Below are 14,862 nucleotides of genomic sequence, written 5' to 3' on the forward strand. Positions count from 1 at the left end.
CGCGGTTTCGTCCGCCGCCCCTGCCGTGCGCAAACGGGGTGGCTCGCCGAGATTCTAGGAGGCCCGGGCCGCCGGCGATCACCCAAGAAACAGCAAGAAAGCGGCGCTATTCAGCGGGGCGCGGCAGCCGGCCCGCGAACTCGCCCTCGAAGCGCGCATAGTCCAGGCCGATGCGCACCGCGCCCCAGTGCGCGCCATCCAGGAACAGCGGCAGCGACACATCATTGACAATCTCGCCCGTGTCGCGCGAATAAGTCTGGAACAGCTGCCCCGCGGTATTGGCCGCCAGCCGCGCGCCCACCGGATCGTTGAAGATCCGCTTGTGCCGCACCCGGGCCACGTCGGCCGCGCGGTCGCCGCTGGGCGCATGCGAATAGCGGCTGTTGTGGGCCGGGGCGTAGCCCGACGCATCGACCACGATGGTGTAGCTGCCGCCGGCCACCGAATCCAGCACCTGGTCCAGCAGCCGGGTAAGCGGCTGCTCCACGGCCCGGTCGTAGCGGGTGTGATAGCGCGGCGGATCGCTGTCCGGAATGCGCTGGTAATGCCGGTCGAACACATCCACGCCCTGGGCGGCGGCGTCCTGCAGCAGGCGTTGCGCGGCATCCCGGAAGGCCGCCAGCATCGCCGACAGGCGGTCGAACGCCGTGCCTCCGGTGCGCATGCCGGCCAGCACTTCCTGCACGCTTTCGGTCTGCGCCCGGATGCGCTCGACCTGCTCCGACATCGCCGCCGCGCGGCTCAGCACATCGGCGCTCAGGGTCGCCACATGACCGATGCGGGCATTCATGTCGTGGTTGGTGGCGTCCACCTCGTCCACCGCGCGCAGCACCTGCGCCACCTGGCCGTTCATGCCGTCGAAATCGCGCACGAAGCGCGCGAACTCGTCGCGCGTCAGGTCCAGCTGGCCGCCCGAGGCATCGATATCGGCGCGCAGCGTCCCGGCCTGGCGCTGCGTGGCCTCGACCAGCTCCAGCATTTCGCCGGTGTGGGCGCCGATCTCGCCGGTTGCCGCATTGACCCGCTCGGCCAGGCGCCCTACTTCGGTCGCCACGACGGCAAAGCCGCGGCCCGCTTCGCCGGCGCGCGCGGCTTCCACTCCGGCGTTGAGCGCCAGCAGCTGGGTCTGCAGCGACACGTCCTTGATCAGGCGGCTGATGTCGGCCACCGAACGGGCCCGCTGCGTCAGCTGCTCGACCACGCCCGCCAGCCCGGCCATCTCGGCCGTCATGCGCGCCATGCGGTCCTTCACCTCGCCCAAGGCCTGCAGCGCGGCCTGGGCCGCATCGAGATTGCGCGCCGACACCTGGGCGATCTCGCGCATGTGCTCGGAAGCCGCATCCGACAGTTGTTCGATCTGCGCGCCGCTGCCGGCCAGCGCCTCGGCCGCCGCGGCCTGCTCGCGCGCCAGCGCCGCGCACTGGCTGGCCTGGTACTGCGTACGGGCGGCATTCAGCGCGATCTGGATGCTGGCCTGCCGCACCGCCACCACGTGGGTGCGCATGCGCGCCAGGAAGCGGTGCAGCGGCCGCGCCAGCGGACTGGCCGACCAGGCGCGGTCCGCCAGTGCCGCCTGGCCGCGGTCCAGCCGCCGCACCAGCCGCCAGAGCCCGCCCCAACGCAACGAAGAATGCGCCATGCCCGTCTCCTTGTCGATGCCCGGCGCCTTCGACGGGCGCCGTGGCGAGGCCCTGCTTCGCGCTGAAAGGCCCTAGAACCCCAGACTGGCCAGCAGGTCGTCGACCTGGTCCTGGCTGGTCACTACGTCGGCCTTGCCGTCCGGGCTGACCTGCGGCCCGTTGAGCAAGGTCTGCGCCTCGTCGCGGCGTTCCTGCGGCACGTTGTCCAGCAACACCTGCAGCAGTTCCCGCTCGATGGCGCCCACCACGTCCATCATGCGCATGATCACCTGGCCGGTCAGGTCCTGGAAGTCCTGCGCCATCACGATTTCCATCAGCCGGCTCTGGGTCTGCTGCGTGCGCACCGGCACGTCGGCCAGGAAGGCCCGCGTGTCATTGACCAGCTCGCGCGCCTCGGGCAGTTCCAGCGGCTGGTCGAACCACTGCTGCCAGCGCGTGTCCAGCGCCTGCGCCGAGCGCGCCAGCTGGTCCTGCAGCGGCCCCGCCGCCTCGGTGGCGTTCAGCACGCGGTTGGCGGCCTGCTCGGTCATCTGCGCCACGTAGCGCAGGCGGTCGCGGGCATCGGGAATGGCTTGCGCGGCATCCTTGATGGCCTGGTCCAGGCCCAGCTCGCGCATGCTGTCGCGCAGCATGCGCGTCAGCGAGGCGATGCGGTGTATGAGGTCGGCCGGGTCCCCGCTATTGCCAGTTTCGATTGCACTCATCCCGCACCTCAGCCAGCGATTTTCTCGAAGATCTTGGTCAGCTTTTCTTCCAGCGTCGCCGCGGTGAACGGCTTGACCACATAGCCATTGGCGCCGGCCTGCGCGGCGGCGACGATGTTCTCTTTCTTGGCTTCGGCCGTCACCATCAGCACCGGCAGCGACTTCAGCGCGCCGTCGGCGCGGATCTGCTTGAGCATTTCCAGGCCATCCAGATTGGGCATGTTCCAGTCCGACACCACGAACTGGAAGCTGCCGTTGCGCAGCTTTTCCAGGCCGATGGCGCCGTCTTCGGCCTCATCCACATTCTCGAAACCCAGCTCCTTGAGCAGGTTGCGGATAATGCGCCGCATCGTGGGGAAATCATCCACCACCAGAATCTTCATACCCTTGTCTATCATTTCAACTCCAGAAAATAATCTTGGCAGCCCGCGGCCCGCGCCGCGGCGTCAAACCCGGTTCGCGCGGTCGCCCAGGCGCGTCAGGATGCGTTCGCTCATGGCCCCCAGCGGCACCACTTCGGCGGCGGCGCCCAATGCGATGGCCTCGCGCGGCATGCCGAACACCACGCAGCTGGCCTCGTCCTGCGCCAGCGTGTGCGCGCCGGCCTGCCGCATCGCCAGCATGCCGGCGGCGCCATCCTTGCCCATGCCGGTCAGGATCACGCCGATGGCGTTGGCGCCGGCCGCGCTGGCTGCCGAACGGAACAGCACATCCACCGACGGGCGGTGGCGGTTGACCGGTTCGCTGGCCTCGAGCTCGATCACGTAGTTGGCGCCGCTGCGCCCCAGCTTCATATGCGTATCGCCGCCGGGCGCCAGGTACACGTGGCCCGGCAGCACCCGTTCGCCGTGCGCGGCCTCGCGCACCGTAACGGCGCACAGGGCGTCCAGGCGCTGGGCGAACGAACGCGTGAAGCCGGCCGGCATATGCTGGGTGATCAGCATGGCCGGGCTGTCCGGCGGCAGCGGCCGCAGCACTTCGCGGATCGCCTCGGTGCCGCCCGTCGAGGCGCCCACCATCACCAGTTTTTCCGAGCTGGCGTACGGGCTGCGCAGGCGCACCAGGGGCGCGGCCTGCGAGGCGGCGGCCGGCACCGGCAGGCGGGCCCGGGCCGCGGCGCGGATTTTGTCGGCAATCAGCTCGGCATATTCGAGCATGCCGTGGCGGATGCCGAGCTTGGGCTTGGTCACGAAATCGATGGCGCCCAGCTCCAGCGCCCGCAAGGTGGTTTCGCCGCCGCGCTCGGTCAGCGACGACACCATCACCACCGGCATGGGCCGCAGCCGCATCAGTTTCTCAAGGAAATCCAGCCCGTCCATGCGGGGCATTTCCACATCCAGCGTCAGCACGTCGGGGTTGTGCTGCTTGATCAGTTCGCGCGCCACCAGCGGGTCCGGCGCGACCGCCACCACTTCCATGTCCTCGTGGCTGTTGATGATCTCGGTCATCAGGCCGCGCACCAGGGCCGAATCGTCCACGCACAGAACGCTTATTTTCTTCATCATCGCCTCAGCGTCCTGGTTGCGCGCCCACGCACTCATACACCGTCTGCCCGCGCAGGCGGAACTCCCGGCTGATATACGTGAAATTCTCTGAATGGCCGGCAAACAGCAGGCCGCCCGTCTTCAACAGCGGCACGAAGCGCTTCAAAATGCCCGCCTGGGTCGGTTTGTCGAAATAAATCATGACGTTGCGGCAAAAAATCGCATCGAATTGCTCGCCAATGGGCCACGCCGGGGCCAGCAGGTTCACCGTCTCGAAGCGCACCATGGCGGCCAGCTCGGGCCGCACTCGCACCTGGCCGGTATTGGCGCCGCGCCCGCGCAGGAAAAAGCGTTTCAGCCGGGCCGGATCCATGCGGGCCACGCGCTCGTCGGCGTACACGCCGGCGCGGGCCCGGTTCAGCACCTGGGTGTCGATGTCCGTTGCCAGCACCGTGGCCGACGCGGCCCGCGCGCCCAGCGTCTCGGCCAGCGTCATGGCGATCGAATAGGGTTCCTCGCCGCTCGAGGCCGCGCAGCACCACACCGAAACCGGGCCGGGCCGGGTCCGGGCCAGGTCGGCCAGGATCGGAAAATGATGGGCCTCGCGAAAAAAAGCCGTCAGGTTGGTGGTCAGCGCGTTGACGAAGTCTTCCCACTCGGGAGCCGCCGGCTGGCTTTCCAGGTGATCCAGATAGCCGCTGAAGTCCTGCCGGCCCAGCGCCCGCAGGCGGCGGGTCAGGCGGCTGTACACCATCTCGCGTTTGTGCTCGCCCAGCGAAATGCCGGCCCGTGCATGGATCATGCGGCGCACGCGCGCGAAATCGGCCTCGCGGAACTCGAATTGCCGCTCGGCCGGAAACGATGCGCTGGCGCCAGGGCTTGCCACGGCAGGCTACTGCAAAGCCAGCGCGTCCGGCGCGGCCGGCTCGCGCTCTGGCGCGGGTTGGCGCAACGCTTCGCGCGCCGCGCGGCCGCCGTCGAGCTGGCGAGCCGGCACCTCGATGACTTCGCCCGCGTTGATCTTGAACACCGATACCGCCTCGGCCAGCCGCTGCGCCTGCTCCTGCAGCGAGCCCGCCGCCGCGGCCGCCTCTTCCACCAGCGCCGCGTTCTGCTGCGTCACCTCGTCCATCTGCGACACCGCACGGTTCACCTGGTCGATACCCCCCGACTGCTCTTCCGAGGCCGCCGAAATCTCGCCCATGATGTCCGTCACTCGCTTGACCGAGGCCACGATCTCCTGCATCGTCGCCCCCGCCCGCTCCACCTGCTGCGAGCCCGTGCCCACCTTGCTTACCGAGTCCTCGATCAGCACCTTGATCTCTTTGGCCGCCTGCGCGCTGCGCTGCGCCAGCGAACGGACCTCGCCCGCCACCACCGCAAAGCCCTTGCCCTGCTCGCCCGCGCGCGCCGCTTCCACCGCCGCGTTCAGCGCCAGTATGTTCGTCTGGAACGCGATACCGTCGATCACCGACACAATCTCGGAAATCTTGCGCGAACTCGCCGAGATCCCCTCCATCGTGCTCACCACCTCCGACACCGCCGCGCCGCCGCGCTCGGCCACATCCGAGGCGCTGGCCGCCAGCTGGTTCGCCTGGCGTGCGTTGTCCGCGTTCTGCTTGACCGTCGAGGCCAGCTCTTCCATCGACGCCGCCGTCTCTTCCAGCGACGCCGCCTGCTGCTCAGTGCGGCTGCTCAGGTCCGTGTTGCCCGCCGATATCTCGCGCGAGCCCACGTTGATCTCGTCCACTCCGCGTCGCACCTGCGACACCGTGCGCGCCAGGTTCTCCTGCATGCGCTTGAGCGCCGCGAACAGCTGGCCGATCTCGTTGCTGTTGCGCACTTCCACCCGCGCCGTCAGGTCGCCCGCGGCCATGCGGTCGAAATGCTGGCCGGCTTCCTGCAGCGGCCGCAGCACCCGGCGGCGCAGAAACAGATAGGTGCTGAATACCAGGAACGCCGCCATGGCCCCGCCCACGGCCACCGCCACCAGCACTCCCTGATAGCGCTGCGTGGCCAGCACGTACTCATCCTGCAGCTGGCTGGCCCGCCAGAAATCGAAGCCTTCCAGGGCCCGGGCGAAGCGCCCTTCGGCCGCATCGTGCATCGCTTGCGCCTGCTTCTGGTATGACGCCATGTCGCCGCGTTCGAGCAGGCCGAACAATGGCGCGACGCCTTGCTGCATCAGCGCGGCATACGCCTCGTCGACCGCGGCCAGGCTTTCCTGCGCGCCTTCCGGGCGCGGCAGCTTCCTGTAGTACTCGAATTCGGTCTGGGCCCGGTTCATCGCCGCATTGGCGCGCTGCAGCAGGCCGGCCGCCTCGGCGCCCAGCCCCTGCGACAGCGGCACCGGCTGGCCGATGCTGCGCACAATGTCGCTGTAGTGGGCATTGGCCGTGCGGGCCAGCCCGTTGACCACGTCCTTGTAGCTGTTGGCCACGCGCGTCAGCGCGTCGCCCACATCCTGGGTCTGGCGGATGCTGGCCAGCGTATCGTTGCTGACGCGCAGCGACAGCACGCCGAGCACGGCCCCGATCACCAGCATCAGCGAAAAAAACGCCAATACGCCAAGCAGGCTGGTGCGTATCTTCATGTTGACCAGGAACTTGCGCATGAAAAACCCCTGTCTGCCCTAGGCCGCGGCCTTCTCCACCAGCGCCATTTCCTCGCTGGTCATCAGCTTCTCGATATCCACCAGAATCAGCATGCGGTCGTCGATCGTGCCCAGGCCGGTCAGGTATTCGGTGGACAGCGTGGCGCCGAACTCCGGCGCCGCGCGCACCTGCGAGGCGGCCAGCATCAGCACGTCCGACACGCCATCCACCACGATGCCCACCACGCGGTTGTCCAGGTTCAGGATGATGACGACGGTCTGCTCGTTGTATTCGACGCTGCCCAGCTTGAACTTGATGCGCAGGTCCACGATGGGCACGATGATGCCGCGCAGGTTTGTGACCCCCTTGATGAACGAAGGCACGTTGGCGATGCGCGTCACCGTGGCCGCGTCGTAGCCGCGGATCTCCTGCACCTTCAGGATGTCGATGCCGTATTCTTCTTCGCCCAGCGTGAACACCAGGAACTCACTGCCGACATCTTCGACGCGCGCGGCCTGCGCTTGAGGTTTGACTGCCATGAAAGGTTCTCCGTCAATGTGTGAGTTCGGGCTGCGCCCATTTCTCGCGGTTCGCCCGCGCCAGCGCAAACACGTCGACAATCAGCGCCACGCTGCCATCGCCCAGGATGGTGGCTGCCGACACGCCCGGCACTTTCCTGTAGTTGGATTCCAGGTTCTTCACCACCACCTGATGCTGGCCCACCAGGTGGTCCACCAGCAAGGCAAAGCGGCGTTCCTGCGCCTGCATGATCACGGCGATGGCCTGGGTGGGATCGGCCTGGGCATTTCCCACCCCGAATACGCGGTGCAGCTCGACCAGCGGCAGGTACTCGCCGCGCACCTGCATCACGCGCTCGTCGCCCGCGACCGAATACATCTGGTCTTCGGTGGGCTGCAGCGACTCGGTTACGTGGTTCAGCGGCAGGATGAAGGTTTCATCGCCCACCCGCACCGACATCCCGTCCAGGATGGCCAGCGTCAGCGGCAGCACGATGCGGGTAGTGGTGCCTTCGCCCGGCACGCAGGACAGCTGCACGTGGCCGCCCATGTCCTGGATATTGCGCCGCACCACGTCCATGCCCACGCCGCGCCCGGAAATATCGGTTACCTGCTCGGCCGTGGAAAAACCCGGCGCGAAAATCAGCTGCCACACTTCTTCGTCGGGCGTGTTCTCGCTGACCGCCAGGCCCTGGGCCACGGCCTTCTTCAGGATCTTGTCGCGGTTCAGCCCGCCGCCGTCGTCGCTGACCTCGATGACAATATTGCCGCCGTTGTGCTCGGCCGACAGGATCAGCTGGCCCACCGGGTCCTTGCCCGCGGCGATGCGTTTTTCCGGCGTTTCAATGCCGTGGTCCAGGCTGTTGCGCACCAGGTGCGTCAACGGATCGATGATCCGCTCGATCAGGCTCTTGTCCAGTTCGGTGGCGCGTCCGTAGGTCTGCAGCTCGATCTGCTTGCCCATCTTGACCGCGATGTCGCGCACCAGCCGCGGAAAGCGGCTGAACACGTAGTCCATCGGCATCATGCGGATCGACATCACCGCTTCCTGCAGGTCGCGCGCGTTGCGCTCGAGCTGCTCCATGCCGTTGAGCAGCCGGTCGTGCAGGACCGGATCCAGGCCCGAAGCGGTCTGCGCCAGCATGGCCTGGGTGATCACCAGCTCGCCCACCAGGTTGATGACCTGGTCGACTTTCTCGACGCCGACACGAATCGAGGTGGATTCCTTGTCGGCCGCCGGCGCCGCGGCCGCGGCCCGCGCCGGCCTGGCCGCGGCGGGCGCCGCAGCCGGCCCGGGCGCGGGCGGCTGGCTGGCGGCCGGCTCGCCCGCCGCCTGCGCAGCGAAATCCGCGGCCGCCGCGGCAAATTGCTCCACGGCATCGCCGGCCTGCGGCGCGGCGGCGCGCTGCACGTCCAGCTGGTCGGTGTCCACAATAAAGCAGCACACCGCCTCGATATCGTCGGCCGAGCAAGTGCTGTCCACCCAGACCGTCAGCCCGCCGTCGGCGCGGTCATGGGCCACCACGCTGCCCAGGTTGCCCATCTCTTCCAGCAGCGATTGCGCATCCTTGTCGGATACACGGGTAATGCGCACCCGGAACGGCAGGCTGCTGTCCTGCGCGGCCGGCATAGCCGCCGGCGCGGCGGGCGCGGCGGCCACGGGCGCGACGGCGGCAGGCTCGGCCGGCATGGCCGGCGCAGCCGGCTCCAGCGGCGCAACGGCTGCCGAGCCGTGTTCCTGGGCCAACTGCCGCAATACCGCGCAGATCCGTTCGTACACCGCCTCGTCGGGCTCTTGCGCGGCGCGATAAGTGTCCAATTGGCTTTTCAGCACGTCTTTCGTTTCCAGGAAAATGTCCACCATATCGGCGCGCAGCGCCATTTCGCCGCGCCGGATCTCGTCCAGCAGGTTCTCCAGCAGGTGGGTGGTGCCCGCCAGGTGCTGGAAGCACCCGAACGTGGCCGCGCCGCCCTTGATGGAATGCGCGGCGCGGAAGATCGCGTTCAACTGCTCGATATCGGGCGCCGCGACATCCAGTTGCAACAGCAACTGCTCCATTTCGGCAAGCAGCTCGTCCGCCTCGTCGAAAAATGTCTCGTAGAACTGACTGAGATCCAGACCGCCGCTCATAGACCGTATGCCTTCCTTTCGAACTTGCTCAGGCGCCGGGCTGCTCGCCGAGCAGCTCGGATGCCAACTCCACCAGCACGGCGGGATCGAGCGGCTTGTTCAGCCAGCCGCACACCCCCAGGCCGCGCGCCGCGTCCTTGCTCTGCCCGTCGTCTTCGGTGGTCAACACCAGCACGGGCAGGTCTTGATAGCCGGGCTCGCCGCGCAAGCCCTGGATCAGCGCCAGGCCGCCCATGACGGGCATGTTCCAGTCGCTGACCAGCATGTCGATGCGATTGCCGCGCGCCAGCTCCAGCGCCTGCTGGCCGTTGCCGGCCGTCAGCACCCGCCAGCCCGCCTCGTTCAGCGTCGCCTGGACGATCATGCGCATCGTTGCCGAATCGTCCGCCACCAATATCGTTGCAGTCATGACTACCTTGCCGTCTCGCCCGCCAGCGGCCGGGCCGCCGCGGATTCGCTCAGTTCCCTGGCGTTGCGCACATTCAAGTCCGCCGCCGCCGCATTTTCCTGTTCGATCTGCTGCTGGGTGCGCCGGTTCAGCACCACCAGGCTGATACGACGGTTAACGGCCGCATACGGATCATCTTTAACCAGGCTCATGCTGGACGACAGCCCCTGGATGCGCATCAGCTTGCCCTCGGCCATGCCGCCCGCCACCAGTTCCTGGCGCGAGGCGTTGGCCCGGTCGGCCGACAGCTCCCAGTTGCTGTAGGCCCGTTCGCCGCGGGCATACTGGGTGGCGTCCGTGTGGCCGGCGATGCTGACCTTGTTCGGCAGCTCATTGAGCACCGGACCCAGTTCGCGCAGAATGTCGCGCATATACGGCTGCACTTCGGCGCTGCCGGTGGCGAACATCGGCCGGTTCTGGTTGTCGACGATCTGGATGCGCAGCCCTTCCGTGGTCATGTCGATCAGCAGCTGCGGGCGGAAATTCTTCAGTACCGGGTTTTCCTCCAGCATGGCATCCAGGCGGCGCTTCAGGCGCTCCAGCGCATGGCGGTCGCGCCGCTCGGCATCCGCCTGCACCTGGGCCTGCACGCGATTGCCCTCGGACTGGCGCACATCGCCGTCGTCGCGCAGCGGGTCGCGCCCTCCGCCGGGAATCGCGCTGGTCTCGGCCGAGTATTTCGGCCCGCCCGTCAGCGCCACGCGCAGCGGCATCCGGAAATACTCGGCCAGGCTGCGCAGTTCTTCCTTGGGCACAATGGCGATCAGCCACATCACCAGGAAGAACGCCATCATGGCGGTAATGAAATCCGCGTAGGCGATCTTCCAGCTGCCGCCATGGTGCGGGCGGCGCACCCCTCGCTTGCGGCGGACCACCACCCGGTGATTGTTCGGCGCACTCATCGCACGCCCCGTCAGGCGCGGCCGGTGGTGGCGGACTTGGCCTGGCGCACGTGCTCTTCCAGCTCACCGAACGACGGGCGCACGGCCGAGAACAGCACCTTGCGGCCGAACTCCACGGCCAACTGGGGCGGGTAGCCGTTCATGCTGGCCAGCAGCGTCACCTTGATGCATTCCAGCACCTTGACCGACTCCGACGTGCGCCGCTCCAGGCGCGACGCCAGCGGCGCCACGAAGCCATAGGCCAGCAGCACCCCCAGGAAGGTACCCACCATCGCCTTCGAGATCAGGTCGCCCAGCACCGCGGGCGGCTGGTCCACCGCGCCCAGCGCCTTGATCACCCCCAGCACCGCCGCCACAATGCCGAAGGCAGGCAGCCCGTCCGCCACCTGCTGCAGCGAATGGCTGGGCACTTCACGCTCGTGGCGATAGGTCTCGATTTCCTCGTCCATCAGCGTCTCGATCTCGAACGAGCTCATGTTGCCGCTGATCATGATGCGCAGGTAGTCGGTGATGAACTCCATCAGCTTGGCATCCTGCCGGATACGCGGGTACTCGGTGAAAATGGCGCTGGATTCCGGGTCTTCGATGTGCGACTCGATCGCCATCAGGCCCTCGCGCCGCGCCTTGTTCAGCAGCACGTACAGCAGCGCCATCAGCTCCATGTACACCTCTTTGCTGTACGGAGCCCCCTTGATGGCCTGTGGCAGCGAATGCGCCATCAACGCCAGCGATTTGCGGCTGTTGCCCGCCAGGAACGCACCCAGCGCGGCGCCCGCGATCAGCGTCAGCTCGAACGGCTGGTACAGCGCTCCAAGGTGCCCGCCCAACGCGACAAAGCTGCCGACCACCGCGACAAGCACCACCGCATAACCAATAACAATCAACACATCGGGCCTCTGCCATCGAGTCTAGAGTTGGCGACAATGATCCCCCGCGCACCCGGTTGTAAAAACACGGGTTACGGGGGGTTTTCAGGGGCTTTTGGGCTGTTTGGGGCCGTATTCAGGCCCGTGCCGCCGCCGCGGCCGCCGGCGCGATGGCGCGCTGGCCCGCGCGCGCCTTGGCCGCCGCGCGCGTCTTGCCCGCGCGTGGTGGCGGGCGGCAGATCGCGCAGATGAAATCCCCCTGCGGATCGTGCGCATGCGCAATGAAATGCCCGCCGCACTGGCGGCAGGGCGACAACTGCAGCATGCCGCTGTCGAAGAACCTGACCAGCATCCAGGCCCGCGTAAAGCTCAGCACCGGTTCGTCGGCCTGGTTTTCCACGCCGGCGTGCTCCAGGTACAGGCGGTAGGCGTCGATGGTGGCCCGGATGCCGCGGCTGGCCGTATGCGCGTTCAGGAACGAATACACGTTATAGAACAGCGACGAATGAATGTTCGGCAGCCAGGTCATGAACCAGTCCACCGAAAACGGCAGCATGCCCTTGGGCGGCGAGCAGCCGCGAATCTCGCGATACAGCCGGGACAGCCGGTCGTGGCTGAGGCAGGTTTCGGATTCCAGCACCTGCAGGCGGGCGCCCAGCGAAATCATGGAACTGGCCAGGAGGATGTCATCGGCCTCCTGGGTCACGCTTTTTGTAGCCATGGCGCGAGACATCAGGCCAACTGCTCGACCGGCTGCCTGGCCAATAGAATCGTGGCATGGGCCTGCTGCAGCGCCCCGCCCAGCACGTCCTGGGTCAGCGCCGACAACAGGCTGTAGTCGTCAAAGCGGAAGCGGCACAGCAGCGAGCTCGAGCCGGCCAGCTTCACCAGCTGGGCGGGCGACAGGCGCATCAGGATGTCAGCCACTTCGTTGCTGAAACCCAGGCGAAACATCGACGCGGCGTAATCATCACGCAGCATCCGCTGGGCCAGCAGCAAATACGACAAGTTGACTTCCCGAATATCGGCGAGCAAAGAACTATCCGCTGTATTCACGCTTGTGGCTCCTAGAGACTTGTAATACCGGCACTTTTTCGGCGCCGGCCATATCGGCCCGATCCCGCGGCCCGTGATTCGTTCGTAGATACAAGATGTATCTAGTACTACCAATATGCGTACAATCTACCATGCAAGGTGTCAATTTTTATGACATTCATGTCTTAATGTGGATTATTTTTTGTTATTTGGCATAAAAGATACATCGACGTTACATTTTCAGCGATTCTTGTCAAGGGAAATACGTAAACAAACGCTTAAAACCTTTCGTTTTTATACAAATGAAATCGTCAACTTTGCCGACAATCCTCGCTTGAAACGAGACGTCGACAGATACGCATGCCCTACGCCGATGACAGCCTGGTCAGGTACGCGCCGCTGGTCCGCAAGCTGGCGCTGCAGCTGTTGGCGCGTCTGCCCGCCAGCGTCCAGCTCGACGACCTGATCCAGGCCGGCATGATCGGCCTGCTGGACGCCGCCAGGCGCTACCAGGAAACCCCCGACGCCCAATTCGAGACCTACGCCACCGCCCGCATCCGCGGCGCGATGCTGGACGAACTGCGCAGCCAGGACTGGCTGCCCCGCAGCGTGCGCAGCAAGGGCAAGCGCATCGAAGCCGCCATCCAGCAGAAAGAGCACGAACTGATGCGCCCGCCCTCCGAGGGCGAGATCGCCGATGCGCTGGAGCTGCCCCTGGACGAATACCAGGCCATGCTGAACGACGCCCGCGGCATCCAGATCCTGCACTACGACGACATCGGCGGCAGCGACTCCGATGAGCGCGGCTGGCGCGACGTGCCCGCCGATACCGGCGGCGACCCGCTGGACGCCCTGCTCACCAGCGACCTGCGGCGCGCCCTGGTCAACGCCATCGAAGCCCTGCCCGAGCGCGAGAAGCTGGTGCTGTCGCTGTGCTACGAACAGGGCCTGAACCTGAAGGAAATCGGCGCCGTGCTGGAAGTGACCGAGGCGCGCGTCTGCCAGCTGCGCAGCCAGGCCACCGCCCGCATCCGGGCCCGCCTGAAAGAAGGCGCCTGGCAGCAATTGCCCGCCGAATCCCACCTGGCCCACGTGCTGTAACAACTTTGCGGGCACATGCCCGCAAATCCGGCTTGAATTGCACTTAAGTTGGCGATGATCGCGCCGTTACCCAGGACAGCGGGACATCACGTCTCGCGAAGTGGGCGGCCTGGCTGCCCGGTTTGAAGAAGCCTTTCTCTCTTGGGAGCTATCCATGGCTGCTGTTATCAACACCAACTACTTGTCGCTGGTTGCGCAAAACAACCTGAGCAAGTCCCAATCCGCTCTGGGTTCCGCCATCGAGCGCCTGTCCTCCGGCCTGCGCATCAACAGCGCCAAGGACGACGCCGCCGGCCTGGCGATTGCCAACCGCTTCACGTCGAACGTTCGCGGCCTGACGCAAGCCGCCCGCAACGCCAACGACGGCATCTCGATCGCTCAAACGACCGAAGGCGCGACCGCCGAAATCACCACCCACCTGCAGCGCATCCGCGAACTGTCGGTGCAAGCCGCCAACGGCACGTACTCGTCCACCGACCTGGCTTCGATGCAAGACGAAGTCGAAGAGCGCCTGGCCGACATCGACCGCATCAGCCAGCAGACCGACTTCAACGGCGTGAAGGTTCTGTCCGCCGAGCGCACCCTGACGCTGCAAGTCGGCGCCCGCGACGGTGAAACCATCACCATCGACCTGAAGGAAATCAGCTCGGGCACGCTGAGCCTGGATACCTTCAGCATCGCCGGCCCCACGGGCACCACCGCAGACTACGCCGGCGGCACCGCCGCTGGCGCCGTGACGCTGAAGTCGACCAACGGCTCGGGTGAACCCGCCGCCGTGAGCGGCGCCGCCGTCACGCTGAAGGATGTGAGCAACGGTTCCACGATCGCCGGCGCGACCGGCGGCGCCCGCGAACTGGTGCAAGACGAGCGCGGCAACTGGTACGTTTCTGCCACGACCGGCGGCTCCACGGTTTACTACGCCGCCAGCGTGAGCGTCTCCGCCGGCACCGGCACGGGCGCCAATGCGGCCCCCACCGCCACGGTGACCTACGATTCGACCAAGGAACTGGGCACCGCCAGCGACGATCCGATGAGCTCGCTCGACACCGCCCTGAACACGGTCGACACCCTGCGCAGCAACCTGGGTGCGGTTCAGAACCGTCTGGAATCCACGGTTTCCAACCTGAACAACATCGTGAACAACCTGTCGGCCGCCCGCTCGCGCATCGAAGATGCCGACTACGCGGTCGAAGTGTCGAACATGACGCGCGCCCAGATCCTGCAACAGGCTGGCACCTCGGTTCTGGCCCAGGCCAACCAGGTTCCGCAGACCGTTCTGTCGCTGCTGCGTTAATCCCGGCAAGCAGGCCGGCCCGGCGGGCCGGCCCGTTGGATACATCCGTATCCTTGATAAGCCCCTTCTCGAAGGGGCTTATTTTTCGGGTTTTGAAAATAGGCGGGTTTTTGTTCGCTCTCCGGCACATTGCCGCCTGACGCCG

At 66.5% G+C, this 14,862-nt stretch carries 15 protein-coding genes; 2 read left to right on the forward strand and 13 right to left on the reverse strand.

The features are described from left to right. Positions 1–106: 106 nt before the first annotated feature. The 13 genes from J2P76_RS04045 to flhD all read right to left on the reverse strand — a co-directional run bounded on the left by J2P76_RS04045 (position 107) and on the right by flhD (position 12,343). Entirely contained in the window at positions 107–1,639 is a 1,533-nt protein-coding gene (locus J2P76_RS04045) for a methyl-accepting chemotaxis protein (protein WP_207404630.1), read from the reverse strand. Positions 1,640–1,711: 72 nt separating this feature from the next. Then, a complete protein-coding gene (gene cheZ, locus J2P76_RS04050) occupies positions 1,712–2,344 on the reverse strand; it encodes a protein phosphatase CheZ (RefSeq protein WP_207404632.1) in 633 nt (210 codons plus the stop codon). Positions 2,345–2,352: 8 nt separating this feature from the next. Further along, a complete protein-coding gene (gene cheY / locus J2P76_RS04055; RefSeq protein WP_207404634.1) occupies positions 2,353–2,742 on the reverse strand; it encodes a chemotaxis response regulator CheY in 390 nt (129 codons plus the stop codon). Positions 2,743–2,790: 48 nt separating this feature from the next. Then, positions 2,791–3,846 carry a protein-glutamate methylesterase/protein-glutamine glutaminase gene (locus tag J2P76_RS04060; RefSeq protein ID WP_207409109.1) on the reverse strand — a complete coding sequence of 352 codons (1,056 nt, stop codon included), beginning with the start codon at positions 3,844–3,846 and terminating at the stop codon, positions 2,791–2,793. A 7-nt stretch (positions 3,847–3,853) separates the two neighbouring features. Further along, positions 3,854–4,714 (reverse strand): CheR family methyltransferase, encoded by an 861-nt coding sequence (locus tag J2P76_RS04065; RefSeq protein WP_207404636.1) that lies wholly within the window; start codon positions 4,712–4,714, stop codon positions 3,854–3,856. A 6-nt stretch (positions 4,715–4,720) separates the two neighbouring features. After that, positions 4,721–6,442 carry a methyl-accepting chemotaxis protein gene (locus tag J2P76_RS04070; protein WP_207404638.1) on the reverse strand — a complete coding sequence of 574 codons (1,722 nt, stop codon included), beginning with the start codon at positions 6,440–6,442 and terminating at the stop codon, positions 4,721–4,723. Positions 6,443–6,460: 18 nt separating this feature from the next. Beyond that, positions 6,461–6,961 carry a chemotaxis protein CheW gene (cheW, locus tag J2P76_RS04075; RefSeq protein ID WP_207404640.1) on the reverse strand — a complete coding sequence of 167 codons (501 nt, stop codon included), beginning with the start codon at positions 6,959–6,961 and terminating at the stop codon, positions 6,461–6,463. 13 nt (positions 6,962–6,974) lie between these two features. Then, complete coding sequence (gene cheA, locus J2P76_RS04080; protein ID WP_207404642.1) at positions 6,975–9,071, reverse strand: chemotaxis protein CheA; 2,097 nt, start codon at positions 9,069–9,071, stop codon at positions 6,975–6,977. A gap of 28 nt (positions 9,072–9,099) precedes the next feature. Beyond that, positions 9,100–9,480, reverse strand: coding sequence for a response regulator (locus tag J2P76_RS04085; protein WP_207404644.1), 381 nt, complete (start codon positions 9,478–9,480; stop codon positions 9,100–9,102). Positions 9,481–9,482: 2 nt separating this feature from the next. Further along, complete coding sequence (gene motB / locus J2P76_RS04090) at positions 9,483–10,421, reverse strand: flagellar motor protein MotB (RefSeq protein WP_207404645.1); 939 nt, start codon at positions 10,419–10,421, stop codon at positions 9,483–9,485. 11 nt (positions 10,422–10,432) lie between these two features. Then, positions 10,433–11,308 (reverse strand): flagellar motor stator protein MotA, encoded by an 876-nt coding sequence (gene motA, locus J2P76_RS04095; RefSeq protein ID WP_207404647.1) that lies wholly within the window; start codon positions 11,306–11,308, stop codon positions 10,433–10,435. A 115-nt stretch (positions 11,309–11,423) separates the two neighbouring features. Next, positions 11,424–12,008: a flagellar transcriptional regulator FlhC gene (gene flhC / locus J2P76_RS04100; protein WP_207404649.1), complete on the reverse strand. Its 585-nt coding sequence runs from the start codon at positions 12,006–12,008 to the stop codon at positions 11,424–11,426. 11 nt (positions 12,009–12,019) lie between these two features. Next, entirely contained in the window at positions 12,020–12,343 is a 324-nt protein-coding gene (gene flhD, locus J2P76_RS04105; RefSeq protein ID WP_207404651.1) for a flagellar transcriptional regulator FlhD, read from the reverse strand. A 339-nt stretch (positions 12,344–12,682) separates the two neighbouring features. Between flhD and J2P76_RS04110 the strand changes: the two genes are divergently transcribed. Both J2P76_RS04110 and J2P76_RS04115 read left to right on the forward strand, forming a co-directional pair. Further along, on the forward strand, positions 12,683–13,423 hold the full coding sequence (locus tag J2P76_RS04110) for an RNA polymerase sigma factor FliA (protein WP_207404653.1): 741 nt from the start codon (positions 12,683–12,685) through the stop codon (positions 13,421–13,423). 154 nt (positions 13,424–13,577) lie between these two features. Continuing rightward, the gene (locus J2P76_RS04115; RefSeq protein ID WP_207404655.1) at positions 13,578–14,717 is read left to right on the forward strand and encodes a FliC/FljB family flagellin; all 1,140 of its coding nucleotides are present in this window, start codon (positions 13,578–13,580) and stop codon (positions 14,715–14,717) included. The last annotated feature ends 145 nt before the right edge of the window (positions 14,718–14,862 follow it).

Origin of the sequence: Bordetella petrii (assembly GCF_017356245.1) — a bacterium.
GTDB lineage: Bacteria > Pseudomonadota > Gammaproteobacteria > Burkholderiales > Burkholderiaceae_B > Bordetella_A > Bordetella_A petrii_D.

Bases quoted from the DNA above. Each gene is read 5' to 3' on its own strand.
- motB (WP_207404645.1), bottom strand. From the start codon at position 10,421: ATGAGTGCGCCGAACAATCACCGGGTGGTGGTCCGCCGCAAGCGAGGG.
- J2P76_RS04045 (WP_207404630.1), bottom strand. From the start codon at position 1,639: ATGGCGCATTCTTCGTTGCGTTGGGGCGGGCTCTGGCGGCTGGTGCGG.
- J2P76_RS04115 (WP_207404655.1), top strand. From the start codon at position 13,578: ATGGCTGCTGTTATCAACACCAACTACTTGTCGCTGGTTGCGCAAAAC.
- J2P76_RS04085 (WP_207404644.1), bottom strand. From the start codon at position 9,480: ATGACTGCAACGATATTGGTGGCGGACGATTCGGCAACGATGCGCATG.
- cheW (WP_207404640.1), bottom strand. From the start codon at position 6,961: ATGGCAGTCAAACCTCAAGCGCAGGCCGCGCGCGTCGAAGATGTCGGC.
- J2P76_RS04060 (WP_207409109.1), bottom strand. From the start codon at position 3,846: ATGAAGAAAATAAGCGTTCTGTGCGTGGACGATTCGGCCCTGGTGCGC.
- J2P76_RS04110 (WP_207404653.1), top strand. From the start codon at position 12,683: ATGCCCTACGCCGATGACAGCCTGGTCAGGTACGCGCCGCTGGTCCGC.
- cheY (WP_207404634.1), bottom strand. From the start codon at position 2,742: ATGATAGACAAGGGTATGAAGATTCTGGTGGTGGATGATTTCCCCACG.
- J2P76_RS04070 (WP_207404638.1), bottom strand. From the start codon at position 6,442: ATGCGCAAGTTCCTGGTCAACATGAAGATACGCACCAGCCTGCTTGGC.
- cheZ (WP_207404632.1), bottom strand. From the start codon at position 2,344: ATGAGTGCAATCGAAACTGGCAATAGCGGGGACCCGGCCGACCTCATA.
- flhC (WP_207404649.1), bottom strand. From the start codon at position 12,008: ATGGCTACAAAAAGCGTGACCCAGGAGGCCGATGACATCCTCCTGGCC.
- cheA (WP_207404642.1), bottom strand. From the start codon at position 9,071: ATGAGCGGCGGTCTGGATCTCAGTCAGTTCTACGAGACATTTTTCGAC.